This window comes from Hyphomicrobiales bacterium, from assembly GCA_016125495.1.
Lineage (GTDB): Bacteria > Pseudomonadota > Alphaproteobacteria > Rhizobiales > RI-29 > RI-29.
Window position 1 is genome coordinate 36,607 of the sequence record WGLQ01000021.1, and the last position, 19,821, is coordinate 56,427.

General features: G+C 67.6%; 12 protein-coding genes. 11 read left to right on the forward strand and 1 reads right to left on the reverse strand.

The window, feature by feature from the left end:
* Positions 1-419 precede the first annotated feature (419 nt).
* The 5 genes from GC150_14715 to GC150_14735 all read left to right on the forward strand — a co-directional run bounded on the left by GC150_14715 (position 420) and on the right by GC150_14735 (position 4,421).
* Positions 420-1,127, forward strand: coding sequence for a response regulator (locus GC150_14715; protein ID MBI1386155.1), 708 nt, complete (start codon positions 420-422; stop codon positions 1,125-1,127).
* Positions 1,128-1,153: 26 nt separating this feature from the next.
* Complete coding sequence (locus GC150_14720) at positions 1,154-2,989, forward strand: HAMP domain-containing protein (protein MBI1386156.1); 1,836 nt, start codon at positions 1,154-1,156, stop codon at positions 2,987-2,989.
* A 4-nt stretch (positions 2,990-2,993) separates the two neighbouring features.
* Positions 2,994-3,473, forward strand: a complete 480-nt coding sequence (locus GC150_14725) for a hypothetical protein (GenBank protein MBI1386157.1) — start codon at positions 2,994-2,996, stop codon at positions 3,471-3,473.
* Positions 3,474-3,631: 158 nt separating this feature from the next.
* Positions 3,632-4,051 carry a PTS fructose transporter subunit IIA gene (locus tag GC150_14730; GenBank protein ID MBI1386158.1) on the forward strand — a complete coding sequence of 140 codons (420 nt, stop codon included), beginning with the start codon at positions 3,632-3,634 and terminating at the stop codon, positions 4,049-4,051.
* Positions 4,052-4,133: 82 nt separating this feature from the next.
* The gene (locus GC150_14735) at positions 4,134-4,421 is read left to right on the forward strand and encodes an HPr family phosphocarrier protein (protein MBI1386159.1); all 288 of its coding nucleotides are present in this window, start codon (positions 4,134-4,136) and stop codon (positions 4,419-4,421) included.
* Positions 4,422-4,568: 147 nt separating this feature from the next.
* On the opposite strand, the gene GC150_14740 is transcribed toward GC150_14735, so the two are convergent.
* Positions 4,569-5,900, reverse strand: coding sequence for a VWA domain-containing protein (locus GC150_14740; GenBank protein MBI1386160.1), 1,332 nt, complete (start codon positions 5,898-5,900; stop codon positions 4,569-4,571).
* Between the two features lie 375 nt (positions 5,901-6,275).
* Between GC150_14740 and GC150_14745 the strand changes: the two genes are divergently transcribed.
* The 6 genes from GC150_14745 to addA all read left to right on the forward strand — a co-directional run bounded on the left by GC150_14745 (position 6,276) and on the right by addA (position 19,778).
* Positions 6,276-7,676 (forward strand): adenosylhomocysteinase, encoded by a 1,401-nt coding sequence (locus GC150_14745; protein ID MBI1386161.1) that lies wholly within the window; start codon positions 6,276-6,278, stop codon positions 7,674-7,676.
* A 228-nt stretch (positions 7,677-7,904) separates the two neighbouring features.
* A complete protein-coding gene (locus tag GC150_14750) occupies positions 7,905-10,418 on the forward strand; it encodes a PAS domain-containing protein (GenBank protein MBI1386162.1) in 2,514 nt (837 codons plus the stop codon).
* Positions 10,419-10,482: 64 nt separating this feature from the next.
* Positions 10,483-12,132 carry a tRNA (adenosine(37)-N6)-threonylcarbamoyltransferase complex ATPase subunit type 1 TsaE gene (gene tsaE / locus GC150_14755; protein MBI1386163.1) on the forward strand — a complete coding sequence of 550 codons (1,650 nt, stop codon included), beginning with the start codon at positions 10,483-10,485 and terminating at the stop codon, positions 12,130-12,132.
* Positions 12,129-12,908, forward strand: coding sequence for an NTP transferase domain-containing protein (locus tag GC150_14760; protein ID MBI1386164.1), 780 nt, complete (start codon positions 12,129-12,131; stop codon positions 12,906-12,908). Before tsaE ends, GC150_14760 begins: the two co-directional genes overlap by 4 nt.
* A gap of 23 nt (positions 12,909-12,931) precedes the next feature.
* Entirely contained in the window at positions 12,932-16,255 is a 3,324-nt protein-coding gene (addB, locus tag GC150_14765; protein ID MBI1386165.1) for a double-strand break repair protein AddB, read from the forward strand.
* Complete coding sequence (gene addA / locus GC150_14770) at positions 16,122-19,778, forward strand: double-strand break repair helicase AddA (GenBank protein MBI1386166.1); 3,657 nt, start codon at positions 16,122-16,124, stop codon at positions 19,776-19,778. Before addB ends, addA begins: the two co-directional genes overlap by 134 nt.
* Positions 19,779-19,821 lie beyond the last annotated feature (43 nt).

Consider the following 19,821-nt stretch of genomic DNA (forward strand, 5'->3'; position numbering starts at 1 on the left):
GGTCGGCATAGGTGCTATCCGCGCGGCCCCACCTCGAAGGGCGGGTCGTGGCATCGCGTTGCGCACGCGATCGACCAGCTATAATGAGCGGGTGCGAGCCTTCCAAGGTGTCAATTGGATGAACTTGGCCGCGAAGTCGCCAACAGCCGAGACAAGGCCGGCGATGGTGCTGGCGCGGGCGCGATGCGAGTCGTACAACCAAGCACTTGCGGGTCGCCGCGCTGCCTCGACGATGGTGGACGACGGCAGTTGATAAATCGGCCCCGAATCGCTTGCCGGAGGGTCTGTCGATTGCCTGAACGGGGTGTTCAGATGTCATTCAGAGGGGAAAGGGCAGTTTCGACCTCGCCACATTTCGCACAACAAGGGGCCATACTGCGCGGTGCGTAGGTATCGCGGGTTGGTGGATGGACATGGGTATGAGCAGCACGATCGCACTCGTCGACGACGACCGTAACATCATCTCCTCACTCCGAATGGCGCTCGAGGCCGAGGGCTACAAGATCCAGACCTACAACGACGGCAGCGCCGCGTTGAGCGGGCTCACCGACAACCCTCCGGATCTCGCGATCCTGGATATCAAGATGCCGCGCATGGACGGCATGGAGCTGTTGCGCAAGCTGCGGCAGAAGTCGGACGTGCCGGTGATCTTCCTGACGTCGAACGACGAGGAGATCGACGAACTCTTCGGGCTCAAGATGGGCGCCGACGACTACATCGCGAAACCGTTCTCGCAGCGCCTCCTGATCGAGCGGGTGAAGGCGATCCTGCGGCGCGCCGGCGGCGCGGGGGCGGCTCCGACGCCCGGCCAGGTCAAGGCCGCGGTGATCGAACGCGGACATCTCAAGATGGATCCGGAGCGGCACAATTGCCTGTGGCGCGGCAAGCCCGTCACGCTTACCGTAACGGAGTTCCTGATCCTGCAAGCGCTCGCGTCCCGTCCCGGTGTGGTCAAGAGCCGCGATGCACTCATGGATGCGGCCTACGACGATCAAGTCTATGTCGACGACCGGACCATCGACAGCCACATCAAGCGCCTGCGCAAGAAGTTCAAGGTAGTCGACGACGACTTCGACGTGATCGAGACGCTCTACGGGGTCGGCTATCGGTTCAAGGAAACCGCGTGACGCTAACGTGAGGGGCAGGACCGGCAATGGCATTCGATGCCAGTAGCGGGAGCACGATCGGCCGTTCACGGCCGATCGCTGGTGCTGGTTGGGTTCGAATGATCGCAGCGCGAATGGGCGCGGCGTTCGAGGCGCTGCGGCACATGCGGTCGCAGTACGGATTCAAGACGCTCACCGGCCGGATCCTCTTTCTCAACCTCGTCGTCCTCATCGTCCTCAGTGCCAGCATCTACTACTTCAGCAAGGCGGAGGCCTGGCTCATCACAGCCAAGCGCGAGGCGCTCGGCTCTCAGGCCGAGATCATCGCGGCGGCGATCACGCAAAACCGTCAGGCGCCGGACCGCTCGCTGATCTACGAGGCCAACCTCGATACGGCGGTGATCGAGCGGGCGAATGAGGAACCTAAGGACGAACTCGCGGAGTTCGGCTTCTCCATTCGGCCGGACGAAGTGGCGCCGGTCATCCAGCGGCTCGTGAAGCCGACCGGGACCCGGGCCCGCGTCTACGATGCGAACGGCACGTTGGTGGTCGACAGCGACATCGTTCTCTCCGGAAAGGGGATCGTCGGAGATGCGCTCGGGGCGCAGGACGACGGCGATACGAACGTCGCCCCGCCCAGCATCTGGACCTCGATTCGCTCGCTGTTCCGGCGCAACGATCTGCGCATCTACCGCGATATCGGGCGCCAGAACGGCAAGGCCTATCCGGAGGTGGGCGTTGCGCTCGGCGGTGAGCCGACGACGCTGATGCTGACCAACGAGCAAGGCCAGTACATCCTCAGTATCGCGACACCGATCAAGGACGATGGCCGCGTCCAGGGGGTGCTGCTGCTGTCGACGCGCGACGGTGATCTCGATCAGCTGCTGGCCGCGGAATGGTGGACGGTCGCGCGGATCCTGCTGCTCGCGCTCGCGGTCATCGTGGCGGCGTCGGTGGTGTTGGCGCGCACGGTCGGGCGGCCGCTGCGCCGGCTGGCGGACTCGGCCGAGCGGGTGCGGAACAACCTGCGGCGACGCGAGGACATCCCCGACATGTCGCACCGCAGCGACGAAATTGGCCATCTCGCGGGAACGCTGCGCGAGATGACGAACTCGCTCTATCGGCGGATCGAGGCGAGCGACCGGTTCGCGGCCGATGTGGCTCACGAGCTCAAGAATCCGCTGACATCCGTGCGAAGCGCCGCCGAATCGCTCGGTCGCGTGGCCAGCGAGGACGATCGAAAGCGGCTGATCGGCACCATCCAGGCGGACGTGAAGCGCCTGACCCGGCTGATCGACGACATCGCCAATTTCTCCCGCCTCGACAGGGACCTCTCGCTCTCCGAGCTGCAGCCCGTCGATATCTCGAAACTGCTCGACACGCTCGCGCAAATGTTCGCCGATGCGGCGGGCAAGCAGGGCTGCCACCTCGCCATCCAGCTTTCCAATCCGGGCGGGGACGCCAATCCCTTCTGGATGATGGCGCACGACAGCCGTCTCGCCCAGGTCTTCAGCAACCTCCTCTCCAATGCGCTCTCGTTCTCGCCGCCTGGCGGCACCGTAACGGTGCGGGCGGTACGCGAGGCGCGGCACGTCGTGGTGATGGTCGAGGACGAGGGACGCGGGATTCCTCCGGAGAATCTCGAGACCGTGTTCGAGCGCTTCTACACCGATCGGCCGGAGGATCAGGGCTTCGGCAACAATTCCGGCCTCGGGCTCAGCCTCAGCCGTGAGATCGTGGAAGCGCACGGCGGGCGCATCTTCGCCGAGAATCGGCCGGGTATCGGAGCGGCGGCGAGCGGCGGGGCACGGTTCACGGTCATTCTGCCAGCGCCATCCGCGCACAGGTCACAAGGGGCAAGGGCCGGTGGCCGGCGAAACTAGCACCATGCACGCCAGTTGTCTGGCGATCGACGGCGAGGGCGTGCTGCTCTACGGCCCCTCCGGGGTCGGCAAGAGCGATCTGGCACTGAGGCTCATCAGTCAGCGCCATGCGATCATGGGTTTCGGGCGCGAGGTCCAGCTGGTCGCCGACGACCGGGTGGTGCTGGCGGTCGGTGGCGCGACCGAGGGGCCCGGTGCCGGGGAGTTGCTTGCCAGTGCGCCGCAGACTCTCGCTGGTCTGCTCGAGGTTCGCGGCATCGGCATCCTGCGTCTGAAGTGCCTCGATCGCGTCGTCGTGCGTCTCGCCGTTCGGCTGGTCGACCACCGCGCCCGGGTCGAGCGGATGCCCGACCCCGACGCGCATGCCGTCCTCCTCGGGTTCAGGGTGCCGCAGATCGTCCTCTACGCTCACGAGGCCTCGGCACCCACCAAGGTGATCGCCGCCCTGCTCGCCGTCGTGCGACCGGGTACGGTGGTGCGCTAGGCGCGGGCGGCTCACTTTCGCAACGCGTGCGATCGCGGCAACCCGTTCGAGTGGCATTGCGCTTGAAAGTTGTTGCGGCGCAGCACATGTTATCGCCTCGTTCGTCGGCGGGCGGCCAGTGCGACGGCTGGCCGGACGGACTTGGTGATGGGGCGCACATGATCGGAATGGTGATCGTGACGCATGGGCGGCTGGCCCAGGAATTCCTGGCTGCTCTCGAGCACGTCGTCGGGCCGCAGCCGCGCGTTGCGACGGTGTCGATCGGACCGGATGACGACATGGAGGCGCGGCGCAACGAGATCCTCGAGTGTGTGCGCGCGACCGACGAAGGTCAGGGTGTCGTGCTGCTGACGGACCTTTTCGGTGGCACACCGTCGAATCTCGCCATCTCTCTCATGGATGTCAGCAAGGTCGAGGTCGTGGCTGGGGTCAACCTGCCGCTCCTGGTCAAGCTGGCGACACTGCGGCGGGACCACTCGATCGGTGAGGCGGTCGCTGCGGCGAGTGATGCCGGGCGGCGATATATCAGTGTGGCGAGTGAGGTTCTGGCGCACAAGCAGGCGGCCGGCACCTCCTGAGGGCGGTGGGTTGGCGTATCAGCCCGCCCGGACGAGGTGAACGCCCGACACCGGCCGAGAACCAAGAGCGGAGTGCGCGGACGTGCCAAACGCAAAGGCGACAGTGCAGGTCTGCAACCGCAAAGGGCTGCACGCGAGGGCGTCGGCCCGTTTCGTCAAATGCGCCGAAAGCTTCGATGCGGTCGTCACCGTCACGCGCGAGGGGCAGGCCGTCGGCGGAACCTCGATCATGGGGCTGATGATGCTCGCGGCGGGGCCGGGCGTGCGCCTCTGCCTCGAGGCCGAGGGGCCGGATGCGGCGGCGGCCGTCGCCGCGCTAGTCGATCTCATCGAGAACGGATTCGGGGAAGATCGGGACGGCCTCACCTGACGGATCCGACAGGCACCGCGCCCGCGCTTTCCTATCAGGCATCGTCCGGCCGGCACCTTCAATTTCGAAGACTTCGGAAACGGGTGAGACCCGGCCACCGGGGCGGGTGGCCAGGTCTCGGCTGATCCGGCAAGGGGCGCGCCGGGCTCAGCGGGTGAGGCGCAGCTCGGCGACCTTGAAGGCGATGTCGCGGAAGGCCTGGCGAAGGGCGTCTGCGTCATTGGCGAGATAGGCGTAGTTGGCGGCGCTGGCACAGTCGCGCATGATCGCCTCGGCGGAGGGATCGGTCAGCTCGAAACCGACCGTGTAGACGGTGATGCCCGAGGCCTTCATCGCCGTGCAGAGCGCCAGTGCCTGCTCGTTGGAGTTGCCATTCCCGCCCTCGTACCAGGTATTGTACGCGCCATCGGTCATGAGCACGGCGATCTTCATGACACTCGTGGGAGAGTGTTCGGCGGGCCGGCTTTCGGCGGGCAGGAGCCCGGCCCACTCCGGCGACAGCAGATACCAGGCCCAGGCGGTGCCGAGGTGGCCGGCGGTGAAGCCGCTCGGTCGCAGCGTGTTGATGCTGGAGATCAGCGTGCCGCGGTGCGACGTGAGGGGCACGATCTCGGCGGTGCTGCCACAGGCGCCGCGCAGGGGGGTGTCGGAATACCGCCCGAAATAGGTCGAGGCACCGTTGGGGGCCGCGTCCGTGAAGGCGTCGAGGCCGGCCCGTTCGACGACGCAGGTGTCGGCCCCGGGCGCCGTGCCCGTCACAGCCTCATAGAGGCCACCGACGTTCACGGCATGAGCAAAGGGGGCGATCGCAACGCGCGAGGTGAAGCCGTTCTGGTTCTCCGGCACGACGATCCGCACGAGGTCGCTGGCGGCGTCCTTGAGGGCGTGGAGGCGACCGTGGTTTCCCATCGAGCCGGTCGTGTCGAGCATGAGCGAGATCTCGACGTCCTTGTTCGAGCCGCCGATGCGCAGTGTCGTCTCGGCGAAGACGCGAAGGTCGATCGAGGCGATGCCGGCGACCGCCAGGAAGGACGTCGGCACGCGTGCGGTCGCCTCCAGCACCATGCCGAGGTTGGCCTCGTCGACCTCGTTGCGGGATAGCGTCGGGTCGACGACCGCGGTCGTCATCTTGGCGAAATGGTTCGCGGCCGCTCCCGTGGCCTCACCGATCGAGCCGGACACCTGGTAGGCCCGCCCGGCGGCGAGCGCGGCGGCATCGACGGCGCCCTGGAGCTGGGCCCGCTGACGCAGGGCGCTGCCGTAGTCGATGGAGATGCCGACGGCGACGACCAGGGGGATGATGGCACCGGCCGTGATGATGGCAATCGAGCCGGAACGCGCGGCCGCAAAGCTCTCTGCAAATGAACTCTCGGCGGCCGCAGTGACCGGCGATTTCTTCGCCTCCGGCACATCGAGGTCACGCACCTGGCGAAGGCTCGGACAGAAGAATGCGACAACTCGTTCGACAATCCGGTTCATCTTGAGAAATCCCCCACGCAGCCAGCATGTCTTCCGCTGCCAGAGGAGAATACCCCAGAATTTCTCGAAAATGCTATCTATTCATAGAATCTACATCTACGCTTTCTTTGCGTATCTCGTAAAATTTGATCAAATCTCTTCATTTCTTTTATATATACTGCGCCCCCTGCATGAATGATTGCAAATGCCGTGCCGTCGCGTGGCGGAGCCGCAGCGTAGTGGTCGACAACTGTTGGCTGCGGTTGCGGCTCCCCGTGCGAGCGTCTATGAAGCCGGCCACCGGGCAGGTTCGGCCGCGGCGGCGGTCGGGAGATCGCGATCCGAGGCGGCGGTCGGCCCGTAACCCATTCACCCATCGAGCGAGGACTGGAACGCATGCACGAGACCGATAGCTACTGCGTGGCGGACATCGGCCTGGCCGGCTACGGGCGCAAGGAACTCGACATCGCCGAAACCGAGATGCCCGGGCTCATGGCCTGCCGGGCCGAGTTCGGTCCGAGCCAACCGCTCAAGGGTGCGCGGATCTCCGGCTCCCTCCACATGACCATCCAGACCGGTGTGCTCATCGAGACGCTGATCGCGCTCGGTGCCGACGTGCGCTGGGCTTCCTGCAACATCTTCTCGACCCAGGACCACGCGGCGGCGGCGATCGCGGCCGCCGGTGTGCCGGTGTTCGCCCACAAGGGTGAGACCCTCGAGGAGTACTGGACCTACACGGACAAGATCTTCCACTGGCCGGACGGCAAGCCGACCAACATGATCCTGGACGATGGCGGCGACGCCACCATGTACATTCTTCTCGGTGCGCGCGCGGAGGAGGGCGAGGACGTGCTCTCCAATCCGGGCTCGGAGGAGGAGGAGGTGCTGTTCGCGCAGATCCGCAAGCGCATGGCCGCCTCGCCGGGCTGGTTCGTGCGCCAGCGTCACGCGATCCGGGGTGTCACCGAGGAGACCACGACCGGCGTCAACCGCCTCTACCAGCTGATGGAGAAGGGGCGCCTGCCGTTCCCGGCGATCAACGTCAACGACAGCGTCACCAAGTCGAAGTTCGACAACAAGTACGGCTGCAAGGAGAGCCTGGTCGACGGCATCCGCCGTGGCACCGACGTCATGATGGCCGGCAAGGTGGCCGTGGTTTGCGGTTACGGCGACGTCGGCAAGGGCTCGGCGGCCTCGCTTCGCGGCGCCGGTGCTCGCGTCAAGGTGACCGAGATCGACCCGATCTGTGCGCTCCAGGCGGCGATGGACGGCTTCGAGGTGGTGACGCTCGAGGACGCGGTGCCGTCCGCCGACATCATAATCACCGCGACCGGCAACAAGGACGTCGTCACCGTCGAGCACATGCGCAAGCTCAAGGACATGGCGATCGTCGGAAACATCGGGCATTTCGACAACGAGATCCAGGTCGCGGCGCTCAAGAACTTCAAATGGACCAACGTCAAGCCGCAGGTGGATCTCGTCGAGTTCCCGGACGGCAAGCGCATGATCCTGCTTTCGGAAGGGCGCCTGCTCAATCTCGGCAACGCGACCGGTCATCCGAGCTTCGTCATGTCGGCAAGCTTCACCAACCAAGTGCTGGCGCAGATCGAACTCTTCTCGAAGGGCGAGCAATACGAGAACCGCGTCTACGTGCTGCCCAAGCACCTCGACGAGAAGGTCGCGCGGTTGCACCTCGAGAAGCTCGGCGTGCGGCTGACGCAGCTTTCCCCGCAGCAGGCCGGTTACATCGGTGTGCCGAGCGAAGGGCCGTTCAAGCCCGAGCACTATCGCTACTGAGCGCCTCGGCGCGCCGTGCCGTCATCGGTGAGCGATCACCCGGTGCGGGGCCGCAACAATTGTGGCCCCGCAACGACAGGCTCGCGCCCGTTGGCCCGTGACGGTGGCATTCGCCGTCGATAGCAAGCATACTCGTTTCGATATCGAATCAACGCCAGCTCCTTCCGCGCTCTGCCTGTCCGTTCCGCGTCGAGAATCGCGTGCTCGTGCTGTGGCAACGGACCTACGATGGCATCGAACGACAGCTCGCGACACCAGTCCGGGCTTCTCAGCAATATGGCCGGCCTGTTGATCGCCAGCCTCGCCTGCATTGCGATCCTCACGGTCGCGGTGGCGGGTGTGGGGCGCGGCGGCACAGTGCATGGCGTGCGCGAAATCGTCATCGTCTCGGTGCTCGTCGGTGCTTTCGGGTTCGTGGCGGCGGCCGTGATCATCCTCTTTCGGGCTGTGCGAGACGCCCGGCGATTCGAGCAGCAGGCGGCTTCCGAGGTCGGCGAACTGCGCCTCAAGCTCGCCGCTGCCGAGGCCGCGCTGACGATCGAGCCGGAAACCGTGGTCGCCTGGGATGCCGCGGGCGTGCCGCGTCTCATCGTCGCGGCGCTTCGTGGCGTGCCGCGCACCCTCAACGGAGTTCTGGTTTTCCGTGACTGGCTCGGCGAGGACGATGCCCGGCGTTTGCGGGAAGGCTTGGACCGGCTGTTCCAGACGGGCGAGCCCTTCGTGCTCAACGCCATCACTCGGAGCCGGACGAACGTCGAAATCGGCGCGCGACCACTGCCGGGTCGGGTCGTGTTGCGGATCCGGGCGCCGAGGGCCGGCGAGGAGACGCCGAGTGCGCTCCCGGCCGTTGGGAGCACGGACGGCAAGGAGGTCGAGGGCCATCGCGCGCTCCTCGATTCGATCCCTTCGCTCGCCTGGTTCGTCGATCGCGATGGCAGGCTCACGTGGGCCAATGCCGCATATTGCCGCACGGTCGAGGTCGGCACTTTCGAGGAGGCGGTCGAACGCCAGACCATGGTGCTCGACGGGCGCCAGCGGGCGCGGATCGTGGAGGCGGTACGCCATGCCGGCGGCCACGTGCACACCGAGCGCCTGCGGCTGACCGACCGCGGCGAGCGGCGCACCTTCGAGGTGGTCGCCGTGCCGATGGGCGAGGAGCTCTCCTTCTTTGCGACCGACGTCAGCGTGCAGCAGAGCGCCGAGGACGAGTTGTCGCGACTCTCGGCGGCGCACGACCGCACGCTCGACAGGGTTGCGACGGGGGTTTCGATCTTCGGCCCCAACCAGCGCCTCGCCTTCTTCAATGCCGCCTACGTCGAACTCTGGCGGCTGGAGCAGGACTGGCTGCTCTCGCATCCGCGCGAGGGGGAGGTGCTGGACCGGCTGCGCGAGCGCGGCCTGCTGCCGGTGGAGGTCGAAGCCGACTATCGGAGCTGGAAGTCGCGGATTCTCGCCGCCGCGCGCGGCAACGAGGGGACCGAGGACTGGTGGCACCTGCACGACGGGCGCACCATTCACGTGATGGCCGAGCAGCGTCCCGACGGTGGCACGACGTACCTGTTCGATGACGTCACGGAGCGGCTGTCGCTCGAGAGCCGTTACAACGAGCTGATCGGTGTGCAGCGCGAGACGCTGGACAACCTCCAGGAGGGTGTCGCGGCGTTCGCGACGGACGGGCGGCTGCGTGTCTACAACCCGTCGTTCGCGCGCATCTGGCAGCTGGCGCGCGGGGAACTCGAAATCGGGCCGCATGTCGATGGGCTGGTCAAGCGCCTCGCCGGTCTCTACGACGACCACCGCGTCTGGGACGAGATCAAGCGCTCGGTGACCGACATCTCCGATGCGCGCCAGCAGATCGACGGCACGATGACCCGTTCCGATGGCGTCGTGCTTTCCTATGCGTGCCTGCCGCTGCCGGACGGGGCAACGCTCGTCACGTTCCTCGACATCACCGATCGCAAGCGCGTCGAGATGGCTCTGATCGAGCGCAACGAGGCGCTCGAGGCCGCCGACCGGCTCAAGAGCGCCTTCATCTCGCACGTGTCGTATGAGCTGCGCACGCCGCTGACCAACATCATCGGCTTTTCGGAACTGTTGGCGAGCCCCCGTGTCGGGGCGCTCAACGACAAGCAGCGCGAGTATCTCGGCGATATCCACGCCTCCTCGAACGCGTTGCAGACGATCATCAACGATATCCTCGACCTCGCCACCATCGACGCCGGGACCTTCGACCTGAAGCTCGCGGCCGTGCAGCCGCGCGCCGTCATCGATGCCGCGCTCGCGGCCGTGCAGGATCGCCTCGCGCGCGCCAAGATGAACCTCTCGGTGGAACTCGATCCAGCGGCCCCATCGTTCATTGCCGACGGCAACCGGGTCGCGCACGTGCTCTACAACCTGCTGTCCAACGCGATCGGCTTTTCCGAGGTCGGCCAGAGCATCACCGTGCGGTGCATGACTGCTGGTGACAGGATCGTCTTCGAGGTGGCCGATCGCGGTTGTGGCATCGCCGACGAGCATCTCGACAGCGTCTTCGAGCGCTTCGAAAGCCGGCGTCGGCGCGGCAAGCATCGTGGCGCGGGGCTCGGTCTCGCCATTGTCAAGAGCCTCGTCGAACTGCATGGCGGGCAGGTGGAACTCACCTCCAAGGTCGGGGTGGGCACGACGGTGCGTGTTTCGTTGCCGATCGCCGGACCGCAGCGCGACGAGGACGAGCAGACCGCGGCACCGGTCAGCGCAGCCTGAGCGGTAGGCAAGGCGGCCCCGTTGCGCTAGCGATGCGCAGTCCCAACCGCTGGTGGTGATCGCGATGGGCAGTGGTGAAACTGGCCGGGAGACTTGGCGCCTCGACGGCGTGGACGAAACGGGCGTGGCGCGACTTGCCGAACTCGTGGCGCTCCTTGCCCGCGTCGGCGATCTCATCCTGCTCGAGGGCGAGCTCGGGGCCGGCAAAACCACGTTCGCGCGCTGGTTGGTGCGGGCGGCGGTCGGTGATCGCTCGCTCGATGTCGCCAGCCCGAGCTTTCCGCTTGTGCTCGGATATTCGGCGGCGCGATTTCAGATCGACCACTTCGACCTCTACAGGCTGGAAAACGCCGATGCCCGGGCGTTGGCCGAGACCGGGCTCGAGGACGCCCTCGGGCGCGGCCTTGTGCTGATCGAATGGCCCGAGCGCGCCGCGCACATGCTTGCCGGCCACGAGCCGACACTGACGGTGCGGCTCGTTGCCACGCCCGACGGGGAGAATCTCCGCTCCGTGATGTTCGTTGCGGGCGCGGGCTGGCGGGCGCGGTTGGAGCGCGCGCGGCTCGTCCATGGTTTTCTGGCGCGCCACGGCTATGGCGGGCACCGGATCGACTATCTACAGGGGGACGCCTCGCCGCGCGGTTACGGCCGGCTGTCGGTGGATGGCGCCAGCGTCATCCTGATGAACGCGCCGCGCCAGCCGGACGGCCCGCCGCTCGCGGGCGGGCGAACTTACAGCGCCATCGCGCACTTGGCGGAGGACGTCCGGCCGTTCGTTGCGATCGCCATGGAATTGCGGCGGCAGGGCGTCGCGGCCCCGGAGATCCTCGCAGGCGATCTCGATGCGGGCCTGCTGGTGATCGAGGATTTCGGCGACCGCGTGCTGGGCCGCGAAATCGCCGCAGGGGCGGATATCGCGGCGCTTTATCGTCCGGCCGTCGAGCTGCTGGCGCGTCTCGCCGGCGTGCGCGCGCCGGCCCGGATCACCTTCGCGGGTGAGGCCATGGGGAGCGACGGGCCGGTGGAGGTGGTGATCCCCGACTACGACGAAGGGGCGCTCCTGGCCGAGGTCGATCTCCTTTGCGAATGGTATTGGCGCCTCGTCACCGGCGCACCGGCACCGGTCGACAAGAGGGAGGAATTCTCGGCGATCTGGCGGCGGGCGCTCCGACCGGTGCTCGGCGGGGAGAGCTGGGTCTTGCGCGATTATCATTCCCCGAACCTCGTCCTGCTCGACGATCGAAGGGGTGCCCCGAGGATCGGCGTTCTGGACTTCCAGGATGCGTTGAGGGGCAGCCCCGCCTACGACCTCGTGTCGCTGACGCAGGATGCACGGCTGGACGTGCCCGGCGACGTCGAGGAGATGCTGCTCCAGGATTACCGGCGCGAGCGCCTCCGCCTCGGCCACGACTTCGACTGGGAGGAATTCCGCCGGCAGCACGCGATTCTCGGGGCGCAGCGCGCGACCAAGATTCTCGGGATTTTCGCCCGGCTGGCGCTGCGGGACGCAAAGCCGCAATATCTCGCGCATCTGCCGCGCATCTGGAGGTATCTGCTGCGCAATCTCGGTTGCTCCCGGCTCGGAGAGCTTTCGACCTGGTACGATCGTGAACTCGCCGTCGCCGCGCGTGGCACAGGAAACATCACGCAGACCGACCCGGCGGCCAACTACGGCGGCCTGCCGCCGGGTCCGTCGACGCGAGGAGGAGAATGAAAGTGGGCGCTCCGATTCGTTCGGCCATCGTGCTCTCGGCTGGCCTCGGCACGCGAATGCGCCCGCTCACCGACCGGATGCCGAAACCGCTGGTTCCGGTTCTCGGGCGCGCGCTCGTCGACCGGATCATCGATCGGCTCGCGGCGGCGGGCATCGAGCGCGTCGTCGTCAACGTCCACTACATGGCCGACATGCTGGAGGCGCACGTGCGCGGGCGGAGCGACGTCGAGGTCGTGATCTCGAGCGAACGGGACGAGTTGCTCGACACCGGTGGAGGTGTCGCCGCGGCCCTCGATCTTCTCGGCGAGGGGCCGTTCCTCATCCACAACTCGGATTCGCTCTGGTTCGACGGGACCGGCCCGACCCTCGCCCGTCTTGCGGAGTCTTGGGACGGCGAACGTATGGATACGCTGCTGCTCGTCGCGCCATGGGCACTGGCGACCGGATTCGACGGACGAGGAGACTTTTTTCCGGAGGACGGCGGGCGCCTGCGACGACGGGGGACGGCCGAGCGCGCGCCGCTCATCTTCGCTGGCGTCTCCGTCGCCTGCCGCGGGCTTTTCGAGAGTTCGGGGGATGCCGCGATCCCGCAGCCCGGCGCGCGCGTGCCGTTCTCTCTCAACCGCTGCTGGGACCGCGCGCTCGCGGCCGGGCGTCTTTTCGGTCTCGAACATGACGGGCGGTGGTTCCACGTCGGCGATCCGCAGGCGCTCGACGAGTGCGCGCGCGCCATCGTTGCGGCCGGCCTCGACCAGCCCGGCCGGGACGGTCGCTGATGGCTCGTGGTGGCGGCAGATCGATGCGCACGCGCGTCCTCAGTGTTCCCGCGGGCATCGATTTCATGGGCGCACTCGCGCAAGGGCTCGTCGGGGACCGCCTCGGTCTCGGTACGGGCATTCGGGAGGATCCTTTCGGCCTCGCGCGGGCCACGGTTTATCTTCCGACGCGACGCGCGACGCGCGGTTTCGCCGATGCGATGCTGCGGGCGGCGGGAGGCGATGCGGTGCTGCTGCCGCGGATCCGGGCCATCGGGGCAGAGCCCGACGAGGCCGATCAGGTGGTGGTCATCGGCGCCGGTCTCGAGGCCGGTGAAGTCGTGCCCCCGATCGCGAGCCTCGAGCGCCGTCTGGTGCTGCTGGAACTGGTGCGTCGCTGGGGTGAGACGACCGGCGCGGCTCGGGGTGGAACGGGCGAGGCTGGCACGGGTTCGCGGATGACGCCGGCGCGGGCCGCCCGGCTCGCCGGCGAGCTGGCACGCCTCATGGACATGGTGGAGACCGAAGGGGCCGATCTCTCGCGACTCGCGGAGCTGGTGCCGGAGGCTTATTCCGAGCACTGGCGGCTGACCCTGGAATTTCTCTCCATTGTAACCGCCTGGTGGCCGGAGTACCTGCGATCGCGCAATCTGGTGACCCCGGCCGAGCGCCGAAACATGGTGCTGCGAAGCGAGGCCGCGCGGCTTCGTGAGCGCGCTGATGAGGGGCCGGTGATCGTGGCGGGCGTTACGGGCAGTGTGCCGGCCTCGAGCGACCTCATGCGCGCGGTGGCCGAACTCGAGAACTGTGCAGTCATCCTGCCCGGGGTCGATTTCGCCATGTCCGATGACGAATGGCGCTTGGTTCGCGAGGCGCATCCCGAGCACCCGCAGCATGGCCTGGCGAGACTTCTGGAATCACTCGGTGTCGAGCGATCCGAGGTCGCAACGCTCGATGCTCAGGGCTGCGTGGTGTTGGACGGGCCGGCGGGGCAACCCGTGTGCGGCGGACCGCGTCGGACGCTGCTCGGGGAGGCGATGCGCCCGGCACCGGCAACGGCCGGCTGGGCGGAAGGCGCCCGGAACCGCGAGCAGGGTGAATTGCTGGCGGCCGGGCTCGAGGGCCTCTCGCTGGTCGAGGCGGAAAACAGCGACGAGGAAGCCGCGGTGATCGCGCTCGTGCTGCGCGGCGTGCTCGAGGAGCCGGGCCGGACCGGCGCGCTCGTCACGCCGGACAGACTGCTGGCGCGGCGGGTGGCGATCAAGCTCGAGGCGATCGGCATCCGTATCGACGATTCCGCAGGGCGACCGTTCGCCAAGACGGTGCCCGGTGTCTTCCTCGATCTCGTCATCGAAACCGCGGCCAGCAGGTTTTCGCCGGCCGTGCTGATGGCGCTTCTGAAGCATCCCCTGACAAGGCTCGGGCTGGCGCCGGGGGAGTTGCGCCGGCGGGCGCGACTGCTGGAAATCGCGGTTTTCCGCCAGCCGACGTTCGGTGATGGTCTCACGGCCCTCGCGCGCCGGCTCGATGCGCTGGAAGCCGCGGTGCGGGGTGACGGAATCGAACGTGCCGGACGGATCAGCGCGGAGGATTGGGCCGATGTGCGCGATCTCCACGGGCGGATCGTCGGCGCCTTTTCCGATCTCGACCGGGCAATGATTGCCGGGGAGGAATTGACGACGAGCGGTCTCGTGCGGCTGCATGTCGAGGCGGCCGAGCGGATCGCGGCAGCGGGGCGGGAGGCGGACGAGGGCGAGGAAGCTGCCGACGGTGGGGCCGAGCAGGGCGCCGGGATGAGTGGAGGCGAAGGGCAAGAAGGAAGGGAAAAGAACGAGCGGCATGCGGCGTCAAACGAGGCCGAGGCGGCGTTCGAGGCGGCGGGCGTGCTCGGAACGGGGGAGGAGCACGGTGATAGCCTCCTCTGGGCCGGGGAGGCTGGCGCGACCGGACGCGAGATGATCGCCGAACTCATATCCCCGACCGGACCCGACCCCATGCTGGCGCCGGGCGACTATTCCGAACTCTACCGGGCGCTGGTTGCGGGCGTCGCGGTGCGCGCCGCCGGACCCGTTCATCCCCGCCTCTCGATCTGGGGGCCCTATGAAGCGCGCATGCAACAGCCGGATGTCATCGTGCTCGGTGGCCTCAATGAAGGGGTGTGGCCGGCGGCGGCCGAGCCGGACCCGTGGCTCAGCCGACCCATGCGAAAGACACTCGGCCTGCCGGCGCCGGAACAGGCCATCGGATTTTCCGCGCATGATTTCGTGCAGCTCGCGGCGGCGCGACGGGTGATCCTGACGCGCGCACGAAAAATGGACGGGGTGCCGGGCGTGCCCTCGCGCTGGCTGTTGCGGCTCGACGCGTTGCTCGCCGGTCACGGGCTGACGGGTCGGCTGCGGGAGGGGGAGGGAGCGCTCTGGCTGCAATGGGCGCGCCAGCTCGCGCAACCGGCGGCGCACGCCCCGCGTCCGGCACCGGCGCCGCGCCCACCGCTGGCGGCGCGGCCGCGGCGGCTCAGTGCGACGGCCATCGGGCGATGGGTGGCAAATCCCTATGCCATCTATGCGCAGTACATCCTCTCCCTCAAGCCGCTCGATCCGCTCGGCATGGAGCCGGACGTGCGCTTGCGCGGCGTCATCCTGCACCATGCGATGCATCGCTTTGCCGCCGAGTGGCCGCGCGAGCTTCCCGACGACATCGCTGCGCGCATCGGCGTGGAAATCGAGACGACGATGCGGGAAATGGCCGCGCATCCGCGCATTGGCGCCTTCTGGGGGCCGCGCTTCCGGCGCTTTGCGGAATGGTTCGCGGCGAGCGAGGCGGACCGCAGGGACGGCGTCGAGCGTGTCGTGAGCGAGGTGGATGGGGCGTTCGAACTGGCGGCGCCGGGAGGTGCCTTCCTGCTGACCGCGCGCGCCGACAGGATCGATATTCGCAGCGATGGCGGGATCGTGATCTACGACTTCAAGACGGGGACTGGACCGAGTTCCCGGCAGGTGCTCGATCTCGTGCAGCCGCAACTGGCCCTCGAGGCACTCATCGCGCATCGCGATGGCTTCGAGGGTATTGCCGGGCGCCGTGTCCAGAGACTCGTCCATATCTCGGCGAGCGGCGGGGAGCCGGCCGGAGCGGAATTGCCGGTGACGGCCAGGGACCGGAAAGACGAGGAGCTGGCGGCCGATCTGGCGGAGGAGGCGTCATCGCAACTCCAGTCGCTCGTTGCCCGCTTCGACGATGAAAACACTCCCTATGTTGCACGGCGTGCACGGGCGTTCGAGGCGAGCTACCGATACGATCCCTATGCACACCTCGCGCGGATCAAGGAGTGGTCCGTCGCGGCGGACGATGGGGAGACCGAGGATGCCTGACCGGCGGCGTGAACGACTTGCCGAGACCACGGCGCGCCAGGGGCAGGCGGCGGACCCGCGCGCCTCGGTCTGGGTCAGCGCCAACGCGGGCGCCGGCAAGACGCACGTGCTCACCAACCGGGTGCTGCGACTGCTGCTCAGCGGGACGGCGCCGGAGAAAATTCTCGCGCTCACCTACACGAAGGCAGCGGCGGCGCTGATGTCGCGCCGGGTATTCGACACGCTGGCCCGCTGGGTCGTGATGGAGCCCGCAGCGCTCATGCGCACGCTCGCCGATCTTACGGGAGAGCCGGTGGCCGAGGGGATGCTGGAGCGGGCGCGGGCGCTGTTTGCGAGCGCCATCGAGACGCCGGGCGGCCTCAAGGTTCAGACCATCCACGCCTTCTGCGAGCGCCTCTTGCAGCGCTTCCCGCTCGAAGCTGGTATTTCGCCCGGCTTCGAGGTGCTGGACGAGCAGGGTCAACGGCTCGCCATCCGCGAGGCGACGGATCGGGTGCTCGGGCGCGCGAGCCGGGAGGAAGGCGGTCATGGACCGCTCGGGGCGGCTCTGCGGGTCGCGGTGGCGCATGCCAACGACGAGCAGTTCGATGAACTCCTCGCCGAACTCTTGAGGCACCGAAAGGCGCTCTCGGGAATGGCCGGTGACGGTGATGTCGAGGACCGGGCGCGCCGGATCGACGAGGTGGTGCGGGACGTTCTCGGGCTGGGGGTCGGTATGACGGATGCCGACCTCGTGGCCCGCGCCGCGGGGTTCTTGTCGCAGACGGACATCGAGCGAGCCGCAAGCGCGCTCGCTGCCAGCTCCAAGCCGACGGATGTGAAATACGGGGTCGTCCTCGCGGCAGCCGCGGCGACGAGCGCCCTCGAGACGCGGATCGCCTGTCTCGAAGAATTTTTCCTCACCAAGGAGCGTGAACCGCGCAGATCCCTGGCAACCGCAGAGGTCAAGAACGCGCACCCCGTCCTCGTCGAGCGGCTGGTGCGGGCACAGACGGCGTTCCAGGTCATCGCCGGCGAGCGGCAGGCTCTGCGCGTTGCAACGGCGAGCGCCGCGCTGGTGAGCCTCGGGCACGAAGTGCTGCGGCGCTACGAGGAAACGAAGGTGCAGCGGGGCTCCCTCGACTTCGAGGACCTCGTGGTGCGTACGGGCGCTCTCCTGGCAAGTGCGGGCGATGCGGCCTGGGTGCTCTACAAGCTCGACGAGGGGCTCGATCACATCCTGGTCGACGAGGCGCAGGACACGAGCCCCGAGCAGTGGGATGTCGTCGTACGCCTCGCGGAGGAGTTCTTTTCCGGGCAAGGGGCGCGGGGCGACGGGCGCACGCTCTTTGCCGTCGGCGACGAGAAGCAGTCGATCTATGGGTTCCAGGGCGCGCGACCGGAGCGCTTCTCCGAGGTCGGTCGGGGCATCGAGGAGCGCGCGCGAGGCGCCGGACAGACGTTCCGGCGGGTGCCGTTGACACTTTCGTTCCGCACGGTGGAGCCAGTGCTCGGGGCGGTCGATCGGGTTTTCGGGGACCCGGAGTTCACTCCTGGGGTCGGAAGCGGTGGGGCCGAGGACCGGGTGCGACACGAGGCGATCCGGATCGGTCAGGCGGGGTCGGTGGAGGTCTGGCCCCTCGAGGTTCCCGAGCAGAGCGAGGAAGGGAATTTGTGGGACACCAGCGCTCCGTCGCCGGGACAGGGACCGCGCGAGCGGCTGGCAAAGCGCATGGCGCGGACCATCAGGGGTTGGATCGACAAGGGAGAAATGCTGGAGAGCCGGGGGCGTGCGATCGTTCCGGGTGACGTGCTGATCCTGTTGCGCAACCGCCAGCCGTTCGCGCCGCTCATCATCCGGGCACTGAAGGCCGAAGGTCTCGCGGTGGCCGGGGCGGACCGCATCCGGCTGCTCGAGCAGATCGCGGTGATGGACTTGCTGGCACTCGCGGATTTCCTATTGCTGCCGGAGGACGATCTTTCTCTGGCGGCGGTGCTCAAGAGTCCGCTCGTCGGGCTCGACGAGGAGGAGCTTTTCGAGATCGCCTATCGGCGGCGCGGGACGCTGTGGCGCTCGCTGCTCGGAGCCGCGCGGCACGATGCCCGCTTCAAGGAGGCGGCAAGATTGCTGCTCGGGTGGCGGCGCCAGGCCGACTACGCTCCTCCTTTCGAATTCCTTTCGCTCGTGCTCGAACGGGACGGAGCGAAAGCCCGGTTGATCGAGCGGCTCGGTCCGGAGGCGAGTGATGCCATCGGCGAATTGTTGAACCTCGCCATCCAGTTCGACGAGGGCGAGCCGCCGTCGCTGCAGGGGTTCCTCTCGTGGCTCAGGGCCGCCAACCCGGAGATCAAGCGGGACATGGAGGACGACCGCTCGCAGGTGCGCGTCATGACGGTGCACGGAGCCAAGGGGCTGGAAGCGCCGATCGTGTTCCTGCCCGATACGTGCGGGTCGCTGCGGGGCACGCAGCGCGCACGGATCGTGTCGGCGGGAAACCGGAAGCGCAACCGGGCCCTGCTCTGGGCGCTCAAAGGGGTAAAAAGCGTCGGGCCGGTCGCGGGGCGACGCGAGGAGATGAAACGCGAGGAGAGAGAAGAGGAGAACCGGCTCCTCTACGTGGCGATGACGCGGGCGGAGGATCGCCTCGTCGTCGCGGGTGTCGCCAAGGATGCGAAAGGCAAGGTCCCCGAGGGGTGCTGGTACGATCTCGTGGCGAGGCGGCTCGATGGACTTCTCGGAGCCGAGACGCACGCCGATGGCGGTGTAACCCGAGTGCTTCGACAAGCACAGACCGGCGAGCCGGACCGGCGCTCCGTTGGGACGCGACAAGCGCACGAGCGCGTTGCCTTGCCCGATTGGGTGGGCCGGGCCGCGCCGGCAGAACCAAGGCGCGTCATTCCGGTGGCACCGAGCCGCATCGTGCCGCTCGATGCAGAGGAGGCGGCCGCCGGCATGGAGGCGGCGCCGGATGTGGGCCAGGGTGGCGTCGGGCTCGACAAGTCGCTGCGGCGGGGCGTCCTGATGCATGCGCTGCTCGAGGCGTTGCCACGGATCGAGGAGGCTGGACGGCGGGAGGCGGCAAGCGCCTATCTGGCCGCCCAGGCGGGCGCCTTCAGCAAGGGCGAGTGCGATCGGATGGTCCGTGAGGTTCTGGCCCTCATCGACGGGGCCGAGACCGCCCGGCTCTTCGGGCCGCGTTCACGAGCCGAGGTCGCGATCGTCGCTGAACACGCGGCGCACGATGGGGCCGGCGGGACGCTGCGCCTCAATGGGCAGATCGACCGGTTGGTGGTGGAAGATGAAGAAATCGTGATCGTCGACTTCAAGACGAACCGAATGCCGCCTCTCTCGCCCGACGACGTGCCGGCCGCCTATTTGCGCCAGATGGCGGCCTATCGTCTTGCGATCGAACCGCTGTTCCCCGATCGACCGGTCACCTGCGTGATCGTGTGGACGGCGACGGCTGGGGCCATGATGCTGCCTGCCGGTCTCATCGACCAGCACATTGCCTTGATCCAGGCACAACGACCCAAGGGAGATTGACTGAGGTGCGCCGGCTTCCTAGGTAACTTTCGACAGGAATGCA